The sequence below is a fragment of the Pseudomonas sp. LAIL14HWK12:I1 genome (assembly GCF_003202095.1).
In the GTDB taxonomy this organism is placed as follows: Bacteria; Pseudomonadota; Gammaproteobacteria; order Pseudomonadales; family Pseudomonadaceae; genus Aquipseudomonas; species Aquipseudomonas monteilii.
Genome location: NZ_QJKG01000005.1, coordinates 1 through 13909, shown reverse-complemented (window position 1 = coordinate 13909; position 13909 = coordinate 1). Strand labels below are relative to the sequence as shown.

At 61.8% G+C, this 13909-nt stretch carries 10 protein-coding genes and 2 pseudogenes; 4 read left to right on the top strand and 8 right to left on the bottom strand.

The annotated features are described in order from the left end of the window. Positions 1-144: 144 nt before the first annotated feature. Positions 145-2289 (bottom strand): bifunctional mannitol-1-phosphate dehydrogenase/phosphatase, encoded by a 2145-nt coding sequence (gene mtlD / locus D906_RS14040; protein ID WP_027615849.1) that lies wholly within the window; start codon positions 2287-2289, stop codon positions 145-147. A gap of 385 nt (positions 2290-2674) precedes the next feature. Between mtlD and D906_RS14035 the strand changes: the two genes are divergently transcribed. After that, the gene (locus D906_RS14035; RefSeq protein ID WP_016714831.1) at positions 2675-2971 is read left to right on the top strand and encodes a DUF3144 domain-containing protein; all 297 of its coding nucleotides are present in this window, start codon (positions 2675-2677) and stop codon (positions 2969-2971) included. An 11-nt stretch (positions 2972-2982) separates the two neighbouring features. Here D906_RS14035 and soxR read toward each other — a convergent pair whose 3' ends face one another. Then, a complete protein-coding gene (soxR, locus tag D906_RS14030) occupies positions 2983-3438 on the bottom strand; it encodes a redox-sensitive transcriptional activator SoxR (protein WP_019097014.1) in 456 nt (151 codons plus the stop codon). 85 nt (positions 3439-3523) lie between these two features. Here soxR and D906_RS14025 point away from each other — a divergent pair, with 85 nt between their 5' ends. Together D906_RS14025 and D906_RS14020 are read left to right on the top strand one after the other, a co-directional pair. Beyond that, on the top strand, positions 3524-4621 hold the full coding sequence (locus D906_RS14025; RefSeq protein WP_027615848.1) for an efflux RND transporter periplasmic adaptor subunit: 1098 nt from the start codon (positions 3524-3526) through the stop codon (positions 4619-4621). Beyond that, the gene (locus D906_RS14020; RefSeq protein ID WP_027615847.1) at positions 4618-7701 is read left to right on the top strand and encodes a MexW/MexI family multidrug efflux RND transporter permease subunit; all 3084 of its coding nucleotides are present in this window, start codon (positions 4618-4620) and stop codon (positions 7699-7701) included. The genes D906_RS14025 and D906_RS14020 overlap by 4 nt, the downstream gene beginning before the upstream one ends. A 22-nt stretch (positions 7702-7723) precedes the next feature. Here D906_RS14020 and D906_RS14015 read toward each other — a convergent pair whose 3' ends face one another. The 3 genes and pseudogenes from D906_RS14015 to D906_RS14010 form a co-directional block, all read right to left on the bottom strand. Continuing rightward, complete coding sequence (locus tag D906_RS14015) at positions 7724-8461, bottom strand: GntR family transcriptional regulator (RefSeq protein WP_027609526.1); 738 nt, start codon at positions 8459-8461, stop codon at positions 7724-7726. Positions 8462-8529: 68 nt separating this feature from the next. Next, a pseudogene (locus D906_RS26620) lies at positions 8530-8679 on the bottom strand (EmrB/QacA family drug resistance transporter); the annotation flags it as partial. A gap of 240 nt (positions 8680-8919) precedes the next feature. Beyond that, positions 8920-9366 (bottom strand): acetyltransferase, encoded by a 447-nt coding sequence (locus tag D906_RS14010; protein WP_019097018.1) that lies wholly within the window; start codon positions 9364-9366, stop codon positions 8920-8922. A 300-nt stretch (positions 9367-9666) separates the two neighbouring features. Between D906_RS14010 and D906_RS14005 the strand changes: the two genes are divergently transcribed. After that, positions 9667-10593 (top strand): LysR substrate-binding domain-containing protein, encoded by a 927-nt coding sequence (locus D906_RS14005; protein ID WP_050587795.1) that lies wholly within the window; start codon positions 9667-9669, stop codon positions 10591-10593. A gap of 414 nt (positions 10594-11007) precedes the next feature. Here D906_RS14005 and D906_RS14000 read toward each other — a convergent pair whose 3' ends face one another. The 3 genes and pseudogenes from D906_RS14000 to D906_RS13990 all read right to left on the bottom strand — a co-directional run. Next, positions 11008-11520 carry an HIT family protein gene (locus tag D906_RS14000; RefSeq protein ID WP_019097021.1) on the bottom strand — a complete coding sequence of 171 codons (513 nt, stop codon included), beginning with the start codon at positions 11518-11520 and terminating at the stop codon, positions 11008-11010. Between the two features lie 71 nt (positions 11521-11591). After that, positions 11592-12710, bottom strand: a complete 1119-nt coding sequence (locus D906_RS13995) for a DUF6708 domain-containing protein (protein WP_081744219.1) — start codon at positions 12708-12710, stop codon at positions 11592-11594. Continuing rightward, a pseudogene (locus D906_RS13990) lies at positions 12710-13909 on the bottom strand (hypothetical protein); the annotation flags it as partial. The pseudogene D906_RS13990 and the gene D906_RS13995, both read right to left, overlap by 1 nt.

Below are 13909 nucleotides of genomic sequence, written 5' to 3'. Positions count from 1 at the left end.
CAGGCGATGCGGCAGATGGCACGGGCTTCGCCCGTGTTCGCGGGCGCGCCCGCTCCCACAGTGGTCGTGCCCAGCATTCAAGGGTTACTCGAGAAAGTCGCTCGCACAGGGTGGCGGTGCCAACGCCCTTGATGCATCACGGCATCAGGTGCCTACGCTTGGTTGGTCCAGTCCGGTTATCACTTCCTTTGGCATGTGTTGCCGGAAAGCACCAGAAATTGCTGTGATCAGTTGCGCATCCCTGACCGGGTCCAACCCTGGAAAACGCTTACCGTTGTAGTCGCCCTCATGGGTAAGCACGGCTTCTACACTGGCGTCATTGGCCTGGTACACCTGCCTGATCGCCTGGGCTTCGAGGTCCTTGGTTTCTTTGCCATGCAGGGCGTGATGCAGGGCCAGCGCCACACCCAACGCAAGCCCGGGGGTCTGAATACCATGCTTGTGGGCCAGCTCGATGCTGCTGAAAATGCGTTCGTTGCGCTGAAGCTTGCGCAACGGGTCGCGCCCCACCCGGGCACAAGGGTCTTTGAACGAGGTTTTGCAGCGCTCCAGGAAGGTATCGGCAAAACGGCTGACCACTTCCGCCATCTGTGGGTACTCCGCCACCAGCGCGGGGCCGACTTCCTGGTGAATCAGGCGCTCGGCCAGTTCGCTCACCTGTGCATCGCCCATACCTTGGCCTACCGAGTCATGGCCCAGCAGGCTGGCGTACCAGGCAACGATGGCATGCGGGCCATTCCACAAGCGGTTCTTGATGACCTGGATCTGGGTGATGTCAGGCACCGTCTTCACCTGGCGCAGGCGTTCGAGCAGGTCGCTGCCATGCTCTACATACAGCGGCATGTCGGGTTCGCTGTTGAACAGGATCAGGTGCAACTGGCTCATCGCACTGCTGGGCTGGGCAAAGGGCCTGAAGCGCCCGATCAGTCGTTCGTATTCAGGCACTGGCGTCGATGCCTTTGTGGCGACCGCCGGCTCGTCTTCCAGGCTGTTCTGGAACATCTGCGACTTGATGCGCAGTTGCCGTACCAGAGCGTCGTTGCTGAGCTTGGAGACGATGCGGCTGACCACCGTTTCGGCGAAGTGGGTCTTTTCCAGCACTTGCTCGCCGATTGCTGGCGGGCACAGCAATGCCAGCTCCGCTTGCACATGGCGGCGCACAAACGCAGCGCCGCCCACCTTGTTCAGCACGATCAGCAACGTCAGCTCACGGCCACGGCGTTCGAAGCGCTTCAACAGGCCTTTGGCAATCACCTGCGCCTGGTTGCGGATGGCCTGCTCGGGCAGGCTGAGGCCGACAATTTCGGCAGCGGTGTACATGTGGACCAGTGCATCATCATCGTCCATGTCGATCATGCGCACATTGTCGATGGTCTGGTCGAACGAAGTGGCCCCGTAGCGCACGCTGTAACGGCCGAAGGCATTGACGCTTTCACGCAGCATGCGCGAGCGGGTCGCGGCAATGATCTCACAAGGCCGGGTGTAGCCATCCCAATGGGAAAAGACCTGCGTCAGGTAGCCACCCCCGATGGCGCCGAAACCATGAATGCCCACGCGGAACTGGTTCATGGAGGCCGGGAAGGTGTCGTTCAATTCGGGCATGCCCAGGTCGGGAACGCACTCGCTCAAATCGGCCAGGAACTCGGTCATGCTGCGGTAGGCCTTGAGCGCGCCTGCCTTGATCTCGGGGGCCGGCGGTTTGATATCTTCGATAAGGATCGCCTGCCCCTGAGCGCGCATTGCCGAGAGCATGCCGTTCTCCGAGTCCTCGACCATGAAGCATTGGCCCGGCTCGCAATTGAGCGCGCGGGCGGCTTTCAGGAAAATCTCGGGGTGGGGTTTACCCTGGCTTACTTCATCGCCGCACACGGTGATATCGAAGTACTTCAGCACATTGGCGTTGATCAGGTATTCCTCGGCGATGGCACGGCGGCTGGACGTGGCTACCGCCATGGTCAGGCCCGACTTGCGCAGGCGCTCCAGCACTTCCAGCAGGCCTGCCTTGATCGGTACGCCGTGATTGCGCACGTACTCCAGCTCAAGTTCATCCGCGCGTTTGCGGATTTCAGCATAAGGGAAGTCTTCACCGTTGTGCGCCTTGGCGAGGGCTTCGGCTTTTTTCGCGCTCAGGCCCAGCGAGCCGATCAGTGTGTGTTCGCCCAGTGCCTTGCCGAAGATTTCCAGCGAGGCTTGCTTGAGCGTTCTGAAGCGCAGGCGCTCGGTGTCGAAGAGGGTGCCATCCATGTCGAAGATGGCGCTGTGAATCTGTTTGCCTTGAAATAAAAGCATGAGTGTTGCCCCTGTAAGTGCGTCAGACATCCCGCCTGTAGCAAGCGAGAACGGCGTTGTGCGCTGCAGCGTTGGCAGTCAGGTCGGGGGCAGGCGTTTGGCAGGTGCACGCTCGGGCGTGACACAGAGGTAAGGCGGGGCAGAGCGGGGCGTGCAGAGCAGTGTTGCGAGTTTGGAGGCGAGGCGGATGACGTGTTTGTCTTTGAGGTCACGCCCACTGGCTGCAGTCCGGTTTGCAGGCAGTGGGCGCAAGTAGCGATGGATACGTGTGATTCCTGGCATGAGGTGCTTTGCTTCCTTTTTCATTGCGGGTGATCCTTTTTCAGCCTTGCACGTATGCGCGCCACCATGCAAGGCTTGGGCTTCCGTTACCAGGTGAACCGCAATGACCCAAGCTACCGATCAGGCCTTTTACGACCGCGCCGATGCGCACATCGACCTGGCCAACCAGCAGATCGAAAAATTCGAAGACCTGGGCAAGGTCAGCGCCTCGCTCACCTTCGGCGCGACCCGTTTCAGTGCCTGGATGAGCGCCCGCAGCTTCAAGAGCGGCGCGGAGCTGGCAGCCGCCCGGGAAGAGATTCTGAAGTACTTCTGCGAGCAGTACCGGATGATGCTCGAAGACAACCTGGATGAGCACATCGAGCACTTTGACCGCTTTGTGCTGGGCAAAGGCGACTGACACGCGTGCGGCTAGCGGGCCTTCTTTTCGAGAATCCGCGCTCCGCTACCTTCCTTGCCCAGCACATCCTCGGGGTTACGCAGCGGGCAGTCTTCCAGCGACAGGCAACCGCAACCAATGCAGTTGTCCAGGCTGTCGCGCAGTGCCTCCAGCGTGCGGATGCGGGCGTTCAGGTCTTCGCGCCAGGCCGTGGACATCTCGCCCCATTGCGCCGCCGTGAGCTTGCTGTTGGGTGCATAACGGCTGAAGGCCTGTTTGATTTCCTCCAGCGCAATACCGGTGCGCTGCGCCACCTTGATGATCGCCAGCGTACGCAGCACCAGCGCGGGAAAGCGGCGCTGATTGCCGGCGGTGCGGACACTGGCGATCAGCCCCTTGGACTCGTAGAAGTGCAGCGCAGACACCGCCACGCCGCTGCGCCTGGACACTTCGCCTACCGTGAGCATCCGCGTGTTGTCCGCTGCCATGCCTGTTGACCTCAAGTTAAGTTGAGCTCTTATAGTCCTGCCCGATCTTCCCCGCAACCGCTTTCCTGATTGATCGGAGCACTGCATGAACAAAAGGACGTTACTGGCCTGTGCCGGCGTTGTGGCAGGTGTGCTGGCGGGCGCCTATGCGCTGGTGGGCAACAGCTCGATGCAACCCGCTGCTGCCGCATGGCCGGCAACCAAGGTGGCGTTGGCCACGGCCGAGCAGGTGCAGGTGGCGCGGCAGAACTTTGCCTCGGGGGAGCTGGAGGCGGTCAACCAGGTGCAGGTGGCGGCCGAGGTGGCGGGGCGCATTACCCGTATCGCGTTCGAGTCTGGGCAGACCGTCACGGCCGGGCAGTTACTGGTGCAGCTCAATGACGCCCCGGAGCAGGCCCAGCGTCAGCAGTTGCGGGCCAAACTGCGTAACGCCGAAGTGGTGTTGCAGCGCAGCCGCAAACTGTTGGCTATGCATGCTGTATCGCAGGAGCTGTTCGATAACGCCGCCACTGCCGTGGATGTGGCCAGTGGCGAGTTGCAGCACGTCGAGGCGTTGATCGCGCAGAAGGCCATCCGTGCGCCGTTCGCTGGCAAGCTGGGCATTCGCCGGGTACATCAGGGCCAATACCTGGGCGCTGGCGAGACCATCGTCAGCCTGGCAGATACCCGCCAGTTGCACGTCAACTTCTCCTTGGGCGAGCAGGCTGCGCCCGACGTGCAGGTGGGGCAGGTGCTGGTACTGGATGTGGATGCCGTGCGCGGCCGAGGCTTAAAGGCCCAGGTAGTGGCGGTCGACCCGGTTGTCAGCAAGGCGCGCCTGGTGCAGGTGCAGGCCGCCTTGGTGAACCCGGACGGGCAGTTGCAGCCGGGCATGTACGCCAGCGTACGCCTGGACGCGGCACAGCCGTCGACGGTGCTGGCCGTACCAGAAACCGCAATTACCTACACCGCCTATGGGCAGACGGTGTTCGTCGCCACCCGGGACGCGGAGCATGGCACCCGTGTGAAACGGGTGCAGGTCACCACCGGTGAGCGCTGGCAGGGGCTGGTGGAGGTGATCTCTGGCCTTGGGCCGGGTGATCAGGTGGTGGTCTCTGGCCAGCTGAAACTGAACGATGGCATGTCTGTCGAGCCGGTGGCCCAGGACAGCCTGCAGGCCAGCCAGGGAGGGCGGCAATCGTGAAGTTCACCGACGTCTTCGTGCGCCGCCCGGTGTTGGCGCTGGTGGTCAGCAGCCTGATCATCCTGCTGGGGCTGTTTGCCATGGGCAAACTGCCGATCCGCCAGTACCCGTTGCTGGAAAGCTCGACCATCACCATCAGCACCGAGTATCCCGGGGCCTCTGCCGAGCTGATGCAAGGCTTCGTGACCCAACCGATTACCCAGGCGGTGTCTTCGGTGGAGGGCATCGACTACCTGTCCTCGTCATCGCAGCAGGGGCGCAGCCTGATTACCCTGCGCATGGTGCTGAACCGCGACTCGACCCAGGCGCTGGCCGAGACCATGGCCAAGGTCAATCAGGTGCGCTATCGCCTGCCGGAAAAAGCCTACGACCCGGTGGTGGAGCTGTCGGCAGGTGACTCCACTGCCGTGGCCTACGTAGGCTTTGCCAGTGATACCTTGTCGATACCCGAGCTGAGCGATTACCTGTCGCGGGTGGTGGAACCGCAGTTCTCCGGCATCGACGGCGTGGCCAAGGTGCAGTCGTTCGGCGGGCAGCGCCTGGCGATGCGCCTGTGGCTGGACAGCGAGCGGATGGCCGGGCGCGGGGTGACGGCAGCCGATGTGGCGCAGGCAGTGCGTGCCAACAACTACCAGGCGACGCCTGGCCAGGTGCGCGGCCAGTACGTGCTGGCCGACATCCAGGTGGACACCGACCTCACCCGGGTCGAGGACTTTCGCGAACTGATCATCCGTAACGCGGGCACCGACCTGGTACGCCTGCGCGATGTCGGCACCGTCGAGCTGAGTGCGGCGGCCACCCAGACCAGTGCCACCATGGATGGCAAACCGGCCGTGCACCTGGGCTTGTTCCCCACGCCAACCGGCAACCCGCTGGTGATTGTCGAGGGCATTCGCCAGCTGCTACCGCAGATTCAGCAGACCCTGCCACCGGGCGTGCATGTGGCGTTGGCCTACGAGACCGCACGCTTCATCGACGCCTCGATCCACGAGGTGCTGCGCACCCTGGTAGAAGCGATGCTGATCGTGGTGCTGGTGATCTGGCTGTGCCTGGGGTCGCTGCGCAGCGTGTTGATCGCGGTGGTGGCCATCCCGTTGTCGATGCTCGGCGCCGCAGGCCTGATGCTGCTGTTCGGCTTCAGCCTCAACTTGCTGACCTTGCTGGCGATGGTATTGGCCATCGGCCTGGTGGTGGACGATGCCATCGTGGTGGTGGAGAACGTGCACCGCCATATCGAGGAGGGCAAGTCGCCGGTTGCTGCAGCACTGGCCGGGGCGCGGGAAATTGCCGGGCCGGTGATTGCCATGACCCTCACGCTGGCGGCGGTGTATGCACCAATCGGGCTGATGGGCGGGCTGACCGGCACGCTGTTCCGCGAGTTCGCCCTGACCCTGGCGGGGGCGGTGATCGTGTCTGGGGTGGTGGCGCTTACCTTGTCGCCGGTGATGAGCTCGCTGCTGCTGCAACCCGGTCAGCAGCACGGCGCATTGGCCAACCTGGCGGACCGGTTGTTCGGGGCGCTGACCGGGGCTTACGGGCGGGTGCTGGCTTACACCCTGTCTCATCGCTGGATCAGTGGCGGCGTGGGACTGCTGGTGTGCCTGAGCCTGCCCTGGCTGTACCTCCTGCCACAGCGCGAACTGGCACCCCCCGAGGACCAGGCGGCGGTGCTCACGGCTATCAAATCGCCGCAGCATGCCAGCCTGGACTATGCGGAACGCTTTGCGCAGAAGCTCGACCAGGTGATGAAGTCCATTGCCGAAACCACCGACACCTGGATCATCAACGGCACCGACGGCCCGGCCGCCAGTTTCGGCGGCATCAACCTCAGTGCCTGGCAGGCCCGCGAGCGCTCTGCTGCACAGGTGCAGGCGCAGCTTCAACAGGCGGTAGCGGACATCGAAGGCAGCAGCATTTTCGCCTTCCAGGTGGCCTCGCTACCGGGTTCCAGCGGAGGCTTGCCGGTGCAGATGGTGCTGCGCAGTGCCCATGACTACCCCGAGCTGTACCAGACCATGGAAGCCCTCAAGCAGCGTGCCCGCGACAGTGGTTTGTTCGCCGTGGTGGACAGTGACCTGGACTACAACAACCCGGTGGTGAAGGTGCGCATCGACCGGGCCAAGGCAGCCAGCCTGGGCATCAGCATGCAGGCCATCGGCGAGTCGCTGGGTGTGCTGGTGGGCGAGCAGTACCTCAACCGTTTCGCCCTGTTCGGACGCTCCTACGACGTGATTCCGCAGAGCATTCAGGACCAGCGCCTGACGCCTGCAGCGTTGAACCGCCAATATGTGCGCGCCGAGGACGACAGCCTGGTGCCGCTGGCCACGGTGGTGCACCTGGATATCGAGGTTGCGCCTAATCGCTTGCTGCAATTCGATCAGCAAAATGCCAGCACCTTGCAGGCGATACTGGCGTCGGGTGTGTCGATGGGCAATGCCGTGGCATTTCTTGAGCAGCTGGCCAGTGAGTTGCCGCCTGGCTTCAGCCACGACTGGCAATCGGAATCACGGCAGTACGTGCAGGAGGGCTTTGCCCTGATGTGGGCGTTTATTGCCGCGTTGGTGGTGATCTACCTGGTGCTGGCGGCGCAGTACGAAAGCCTGGTGGATCCGCTGATCATTCTGGTGACCGTGCCGCTGTCGATCTGCGGTGCGCTGCTGCCGCTGGCGCTAGGCTGGGCCACGTTGAACATCTACACGCAGATCGGACTGGTGACGTTGATTGGCCTGATCAGCAAGCACGGCATCCTGATGGTGGCGTTCGCCAACGAGATCCAGGTGCGCGACAACCTTGATCGGGCGGCGGCTATCGTCCGCGCTGCGCAGATACGTTTACGGCCTGTGCTGATGACCACGGCGGCGATGACCTTTGGCGTGCTGCCGCTGCTGTTCGCCAGTGGTGCCGGGGCCAACAGCCGCTTCGGGCTGGGGGTGGTGATTGTGTGCGGGATGCTGGTGGGCACCTTGTTCACGTTGTTCGTGCTGCCGACGGTGTATGGGTGGCTGGCGCGGGATCATCGGGTGGTGTCGGTGCGCAGCAAGCAATTGATCGAGGCCGAGCAGCAATTGCGGCCCCTCTAGGAGCGGCCTTGCGTGCCTGGGATCAGACAGGCGAGCGATCCCGGCGCATCTGGGTGACCAGGGTAAAGCGGTCATCCGGATGCACCGTCTCTGAAACCGCCATCAAATCGCCGTTTTCCTCGCGATAATGGCGAATGATCTTCAGCCCCGGTGAGCCCGCCTCGGCTTTCAGCGCGCAGGCCATTTCTGCGCTCAGTAACACCGCCCGCACCTGCTGGTCGACCACCGCGATCGCCCGGCCATAGTGCTGTTCGATCAACCCGGCAATCAGCTGGTCGGGGTGCTCGCGGGCGAGTTCGATGACCTGGGCATAGTCGCGCTGCGCATACACGTCGGTCCAGCACAGCGGTGCGGCACTGTGCAGGCGGTCGATGCGGATGCTGGACACGCAGAAGTAATGCTCCCCCGGTACCAACCCTAACCGTGTCGCCTCGCTCAGGTCGGCGACGAAGTGCCTCACATCCTGGATTTCCCGCTGCTGGGTTTCGGCCAGGTGTGCAAGGTCGGCCACGCTGGCCAGCGACTGTGAATAGCCACCGAGCGGGCTGCTGGCCTCCACCCGGGTGCCCACGCGTTTGCGCCGCGAAACCAGCCCTTGTCCGAGCAGTTGGTCGATGGCCGCACGCACCGTGTGCCGGCTTACGCCGTACAGGTCGCACAGCTCGAACTCGGTCGGCAGCAGGCTGCCCACCGGATAGCGGCCGCTGGCGATGCCTTGCATCAAGTCCTTTGCCACGATGGCGTAGCGCGTCGGGTTCATACGGTTGGTCTGTCGGGCACAGTGTGTGGAGGCACAGTGTACCAGTCCCCTCACGCGGCCCGCTGGGCGCGCAGCATGGAGAACACCGCCGAAGCCGAGCCGGGCTCGCGCTTGTCCAGCCCGGCCACCGCCAGCACCGACAACGCCACCATGATGAACGGCTGGCCAATGCCACGCACCACCGTGGACGGGATGATCACGTTGTCGGCACTGTCGGCACTGTCGGCGCTCTGGCTCGCCCCCAGCGGGTAAAGTGAGAATTAGTGAGTCTAGATCGCGTGTTTGGCATTAATTAAGAAACATAATTGTGGGTGTTCAGGGCTTTTCTTGTTTTTCTTATTGTTCGACGTAATTGATGCGGCGTCTGTGAGATCGAGCGCCGCGCGGGCGGCGCTCGATTTCGAAGGCGCTGCATATCTTACGGCAAGCACCTGGTGACCCATTGCCATGCGTGCGTCTCAATCACTCCCTATGGGCAAGCTCATGTGCAGCAACGGAAATGGCCGGCCCTCGCCATCCAGCGGCGAACGGCCTGTCTGGATGAAACCGTAATGCCGGTAGAAGCCCACAGCCTGCGGGTTTTGCTCGTTGACGTCGACACTCATTGAATGGCGCGATTGGCGGCCGAAGTCCAGCAGCGCGCGGCCGATGCCTTGCCCATGAAGGTCGGGGTCGACGAAGAGCATTTCCACATGCTGCTCGTTGAAGCCGATGAAGCCCAGCGGCTGGTCATCTGTGTCGACTGCTACCCACAGCTCGACGGCCGGGAAGTAGATGTCGCGCAGCTGTGGCAGCAACGCGTCGATGTCGGCGGGTTGTAGAAAGTGGTGCGTCGCGCGCACGGCGCGCAGCCAGATGTCGAGCAGCTGCGGGTAGTCGGCAACATTGCCTTGGCGAATGATCATGAGGTCATCCTGAATGTATTGATGGCGGGTGGGCACGCCGGGGATTGGCGGCCATGCAAGGGTCGGCATCATGAATGACCGCTTCGCGAATCAACGCCTGGGCGGTGCACGGCAGGGGAAGCCGGAAGGGAAGAGTGGGAAGGGTAGCCGGATTGGGTTGTCTGGGGCAACGCAGCCTGATTCGGGCTTTGGAAAGTAGGTTGCCAGCACTGGCGATACAAGTCTGCACCTTTGACTGGGTCAGGATTACTGTCAATGCTGCAATTGACCCGCAAAACAAGCATGGCCCCGGGAGCGCCAATGAACCGAAACGAACTGCGCAAAGCCGATATCAACCTGATGGTGGTGTTCGAAGCCCTGATGCAGGAGCGCAACCTCACCCGTGCGGCAGAAAAACTGTTCATCGCCCAGCCCACGGTCAGCGCCGCGCTGGCCAGGTTACGGGCGATGTTCAACGACCCGTTGCTGATCCGTGTGGGCAACCGCATGGAACCGTCGGCCAGGGCCGAAGAGGTGATCCAGTACCTCACCCCGGCGCTGGATGCGATGTCCATCGCCCTCAGCCTGTCCCATGACTTCGACCCGGCGACCAGCAACATGACGTTTCGCATCGGTTTGTCCGATGACGTGGAGTCGGGCTTGCTGCCGCCACTGCTGCGGGCCCTGCGGGTGGAGGCGCCGAACGTGGTGGTGGTTGTGCAGCATGTGGATTACTGGCGCATACCGGATTTGCTGGCAGCAGGCGATGTGACGGTTGGCATCAGCCAGACCAGAGGGCTGCCAGCCAATGCCAAGCGCAAGGTGCTGCGCACCCTGCAGGGCAGGGTGGTGCGGGCCGACAAGTCAGCCACCCCACTGACACTGGATGAGTTTTGCGCCCGCCCGCACGTTCAGGTCTCGCCCACCGCCAATACGCAGGGCGTGGTCGACGACTGGCTGAAAGAAATCGGCCGTGAACGCAAGGTGGTGTTGTCGGTGCCGCAGTTCAGTTCATTGCCGGCGATTCTGGCCGGCACCGACCTGCTGGCCTGCTGCCCGGATTATGCCGCGCAAGGCATGGAGCGCTGGGGCAACCTTCAGGCCGAGACGTTGCCGTTCGAGACGGCTGCACTGGAACTGGCCATGGTCTGGTTGAGCACCACCGACAGCGACCCTGCCGAACGCTGGTTGCGCAGTCGCCTGGCGCAGTACATGAGCGGCGAGCGTGAGGTGGCCATCGGGCTCTAGCCGCGATCATTTGCAGAATCAGGCGAGCATCGCACGGGATCAGACTACTGCTCGGCGCATGTCGATCGGGCCACCGGGCACCTGGACCTCGACACCTTCTGTACGCTGGCGCACGCAATCGTCTCGCTGGGCAGCGGTGCCGTTCACGGCGTCAGCGATGAAGCGCTCGCGCGTATCGGCAGGGCGCGGCGGGTATGCCTGTCGGTGCCGAGCTTTCTGATGCTGCTGGAGGTGTTGCGCAGCAGTGACCTGATCGGTGTACTGCCCAGCTGCCTGGTGCAGCCGGGGATGGCCTGCAGGTGGTGGAGTCGCCGCTGGCCTGAGGGTGGCGAAACAGCAGGATCTTTGCAGGCAGCGAGGATGAAAGGACTACGGGGCAAGCCTTGTTGGGGCGCATGGAGGCTTCCATTTCAGTCAATACGGCGCGCAGCCGTCCAAGAATGCGCTGCGCAACAGGGTAATGGCTTCGTCCACTGAATACCCTTGTATCGCCGGTGGTTCAGGGCGCTCACAAAACTCACGCCAGACGTATAGCGTCAACTCGGCGCCGTCGGTTTGCGGCTGCACGCTATCGGTCCAGCCCAATGCCTGCAGCGCCCGGTATCGCTCGTCTGCCCAGAACAGCGCTTCGACCCAAGGGTAAACAGGGATGAAATGGAAGTGGATGGCATACCCCGCGTCATGGCCATACCGGCCCATGTACAACCGCGCCGGTTGCAGCTGCGCTTCCATCACCTGCTGCGTGCGCGCCATGAGAATGCCGAGCTCGGCCTGGGCCTCAACGGGCAGGGCCGCCAGTGAGTTGACCGGCGCCCGTGCGCTGAGCATCAGGTAACCGGGCAGGGCGCTGTTCATGCGGTGGTTCAGCACCCAGTGCCGGGTTTCGTGGATGATGAAGCGGGAGGGGATGTCCAAGTTCGCCTGCATTTCACGCCTTCCTGTGGCAAAGCGGGCAGGTTAGCGCAGGGCCGGTAACCTGTCGCGATGGCATGAAGGGTTTATGGGTGGGCGCTGCGCTTGCGCGATTTTTTCGCCGGGCGCCTGCCAGGCTTGAGTTGCCAGCGGTCGGCGTTGGCGAGCAGGCGCTCCTGGATGGCTGACGGGTAGTCGCTGAGCGTCGTCACTGATGGCACGGGCTTGCCGGGCATGCCGGCCTCGCGGATCACTTTCGGCCAGTGCGGTCGCCAGCACAGCAGCAGGCTGAGCCAATGGCCTGTGCCGATGATGACGAACGCGGGCCAGATCATGAGCAGGACGACTTTGAACAGCCAGCTGCTTTTGCGGAAGAAGCGACCAAGGCCTTCGAACTGGGCGCTGAAGGCCTGGATGGGTGAGGGCAGTTGGGTGCTCAGGCGAGGGCGGGGGACGGCGTGCGGGCCTTCTTCCATGTAGCGGCGAATGAACTCCCACTCGTCGCGGAGTTCACTGCCGCCTTGGCCTTGTTTGCCGATCTGGGCTATTTCCATGTGCGGGAGACCGGTACGGCTCGGGTGCCAAATTAGGGCAAGTCGTATTCCCGTGCTGAGCCAATCATCTTCTGGACTGATGCCTGTGCTCCACGTTGCTTCCCATGGGAGTGTTAAGATGCCGCCGCAATATTTTGGTCGATGGAGGTGGACCTGTTGAGTTATTCGATTAAACCGAATGAGCAGATAGCGGCTGGTGAGCATTTCCAGTCGGGTTAAATGAATTCCATACTTTGAGTAAAGGTAGAGTATGGCTGACGTAACAGAGAGCATTATAACTGTGGTGAGAAGCGTGACTGCGGATCGTCCCTCAGGATCCGTAATATCCATCCATAGAAAGTCAGTGGTTGTGATGAGTGCGGCAGCGATGGCGGGGACGATAGCACCGAGCGTTGCGAGTGTGATAAGGCCGCGCTTTTCTTCTGAACCACCGCAGCGCATTTCTAAAAATGTGTCGTTAAAAGCAAAAACAGGTCCTCTAGAGGTTGGTTTGTCACTGACGGATCGGAAGTGCATTTCTTCTTCTATCTCGTTTTCATATATATCCTGGCTATCGCGCTTTTCTTGGGGTGTCAGTTCCGCTTCGTACGCTTTACGTGCGGCCACCGACTCAGTGGCCATTTTCCAGAACCCCCATTCGACCAAGTACATTACAGGACCTCGTTGAAAGCTGAGTAAAGTTCTGCCAGTTCTTCTTCGTCCGAATAGGGCTTCGAGCTTTTTGTTAAGCGGTAAGTGCTGCGTTTGCACCATTCTTCCAGTGCGTCGTCTTCGAATATGTAGATTATTATTGTCAAGGCCAGTCCTACCCAAAATGCTCCTAATACTAAGCGCGCAAGCAATAGGCGAGCGGCTTGTTTTCCAAGGTTTTTTGCTAGAATGCTCATGGATTTGGTAAGCATGCGCACGGCTTTTGTTTTTGCGTTCTGAGATAGGTAGTCGAAGAGAGGCTTTGCAATCGCAATTGCTGTTCCTAACTCTGCCAGCGAAAGGGTTATTGTGGCCATCCCTCTTGCAAGGTACGTAGTGGCTAAGATTCTGGATTTTTTTTGAGTCTGTTTGTTGGTTCCAATGTGGCTGTTGTTGAGATGTTCATCCGAATCAGTGAAATCCCACCACGCGAGCAGTGAGCCTCCGATGCCCGCCAGTCCAGCGCCCCATAGTTTCAACCTTCCCAATGTCGCTGCTGCCCCTTTCCCGGTCACACTCTTAGTGCCGTATCGGGTTGCTACCTGGTCCACATAGCTGGCGCCGATTTCAAAGCCAGCTGCTGCCGTGGTCATCGCAGCCGCCAGGAGTTCGGTCTTCACTCGCGCATCACTGTCGGGCAGCTCCCGCGCCTTGAACGCCATCAGCATGCCTTCCAGCAGGCAGACCAGGCTGGCGGCACGCACTTTGTAGAAGTCACTTTTCTTGCCGTCTGCCTGCATCAGGCTTTCAGCCCAGGCCTGGTCCAGAAAGCGTGCAATCTGGCCACCGCTGCGTTGAGAGCTGAGCGATTGTCCATTTCGAGCGGCTTCGCTCAGACGAATGTCGAGCGCGGTCTCATGCACCGACGCAAACAACGTCAGTCGCAGGCCATGGTGCAGCGCCCGGTCTGCACTGTTGGGGGCTCCGCTACGCAGCACCTGTCGCCCAAGCGCGACGAACCAGGCATGCAGGCCGATGCTGGCGGTGTTGTTCTGCTTTTGCAGTTCCTCGTACAGCGAGTTGATACGTCCAAAGGCATTCGCTGCCGCGTGTGCTCGCCTGGCAAGGCCTTCGGCCAGCGTGTAGTTGAATTCCGAGGGCGGTTCGCCCTTGGCGGCCTCAGTCAGCGCCGCCAGCTCTTCCCGGATGTCGTCCTGGTT

What these genes read in the sequence shown, in the direction of transcription:
- D906_RS14000 (WP_019097021.1), bottom strand. Translation starts at nt 11,520, where the DNA reads ATGCAGGCGAACTTGGACATCCCCTCCCGCTTCATCATCCACGAAACC.
- D906_RS14010 (WP_019097018.1), bottom strand. Translation starts at nt 9,366, where the DNA reads ATGATCATTCGCCAAGGCAATGTTGCCGACTACCCGCAGCTGCTCGAC.
- D906_RS14025 (WP_027615848.1), top strand. Translation starts at nt 3,524, where the DNA reads ATGAACAAAAGGACGTTACTGGCCTGTGCCGGCGTTGTGGCAGGTGTG.
- mtlD (WP_027615849.1), bottom strand. Translation starts at nt 2,289, where the DNA reads ATGCTTTTATTTCAAGGCAAACAGATTCACAGCGCCATCTTCGACATG.
- D906_RS14005 (WP_050587795.1), top strand. Translation starts at nt 9,667, where the DNA reads ATGAACCGAAACGAACTGCGCAAAGCCGATATCAACCTGATGGTGGTG.
- D906_RS14035 (WP_016714831.1), top strand. Translation starts at nt 2,675, where the DNA reads ATGACCCAAGCTACCGATCAGGCCTTTTACGACCGCGCCGATGCGCAC.
- D906_RS13995 (WP_081744219.1), bottom strand. Translation starts at nt 12,710, where the DNA reads ATGTACTTGGTCGAATGGGGGTTCTGGAAAATGGCCACTGAGTCGGTG.
- soxR (WP_019097014.1), bottom strand. Translation starts at nt 3,438, where the DNA reads ATGGCAGCGGACAACACGCGGATGCTCACGGTAGGCGAAGTGTCCAGG.
- D906_RS14015 (WP_027609526.1), bottom strand. Translation starts at nt 8,461, where the DNA reads ATGAACCCGACGCGCTACGCCATCGTGGCAAAGGACTTGATGCAAGGC.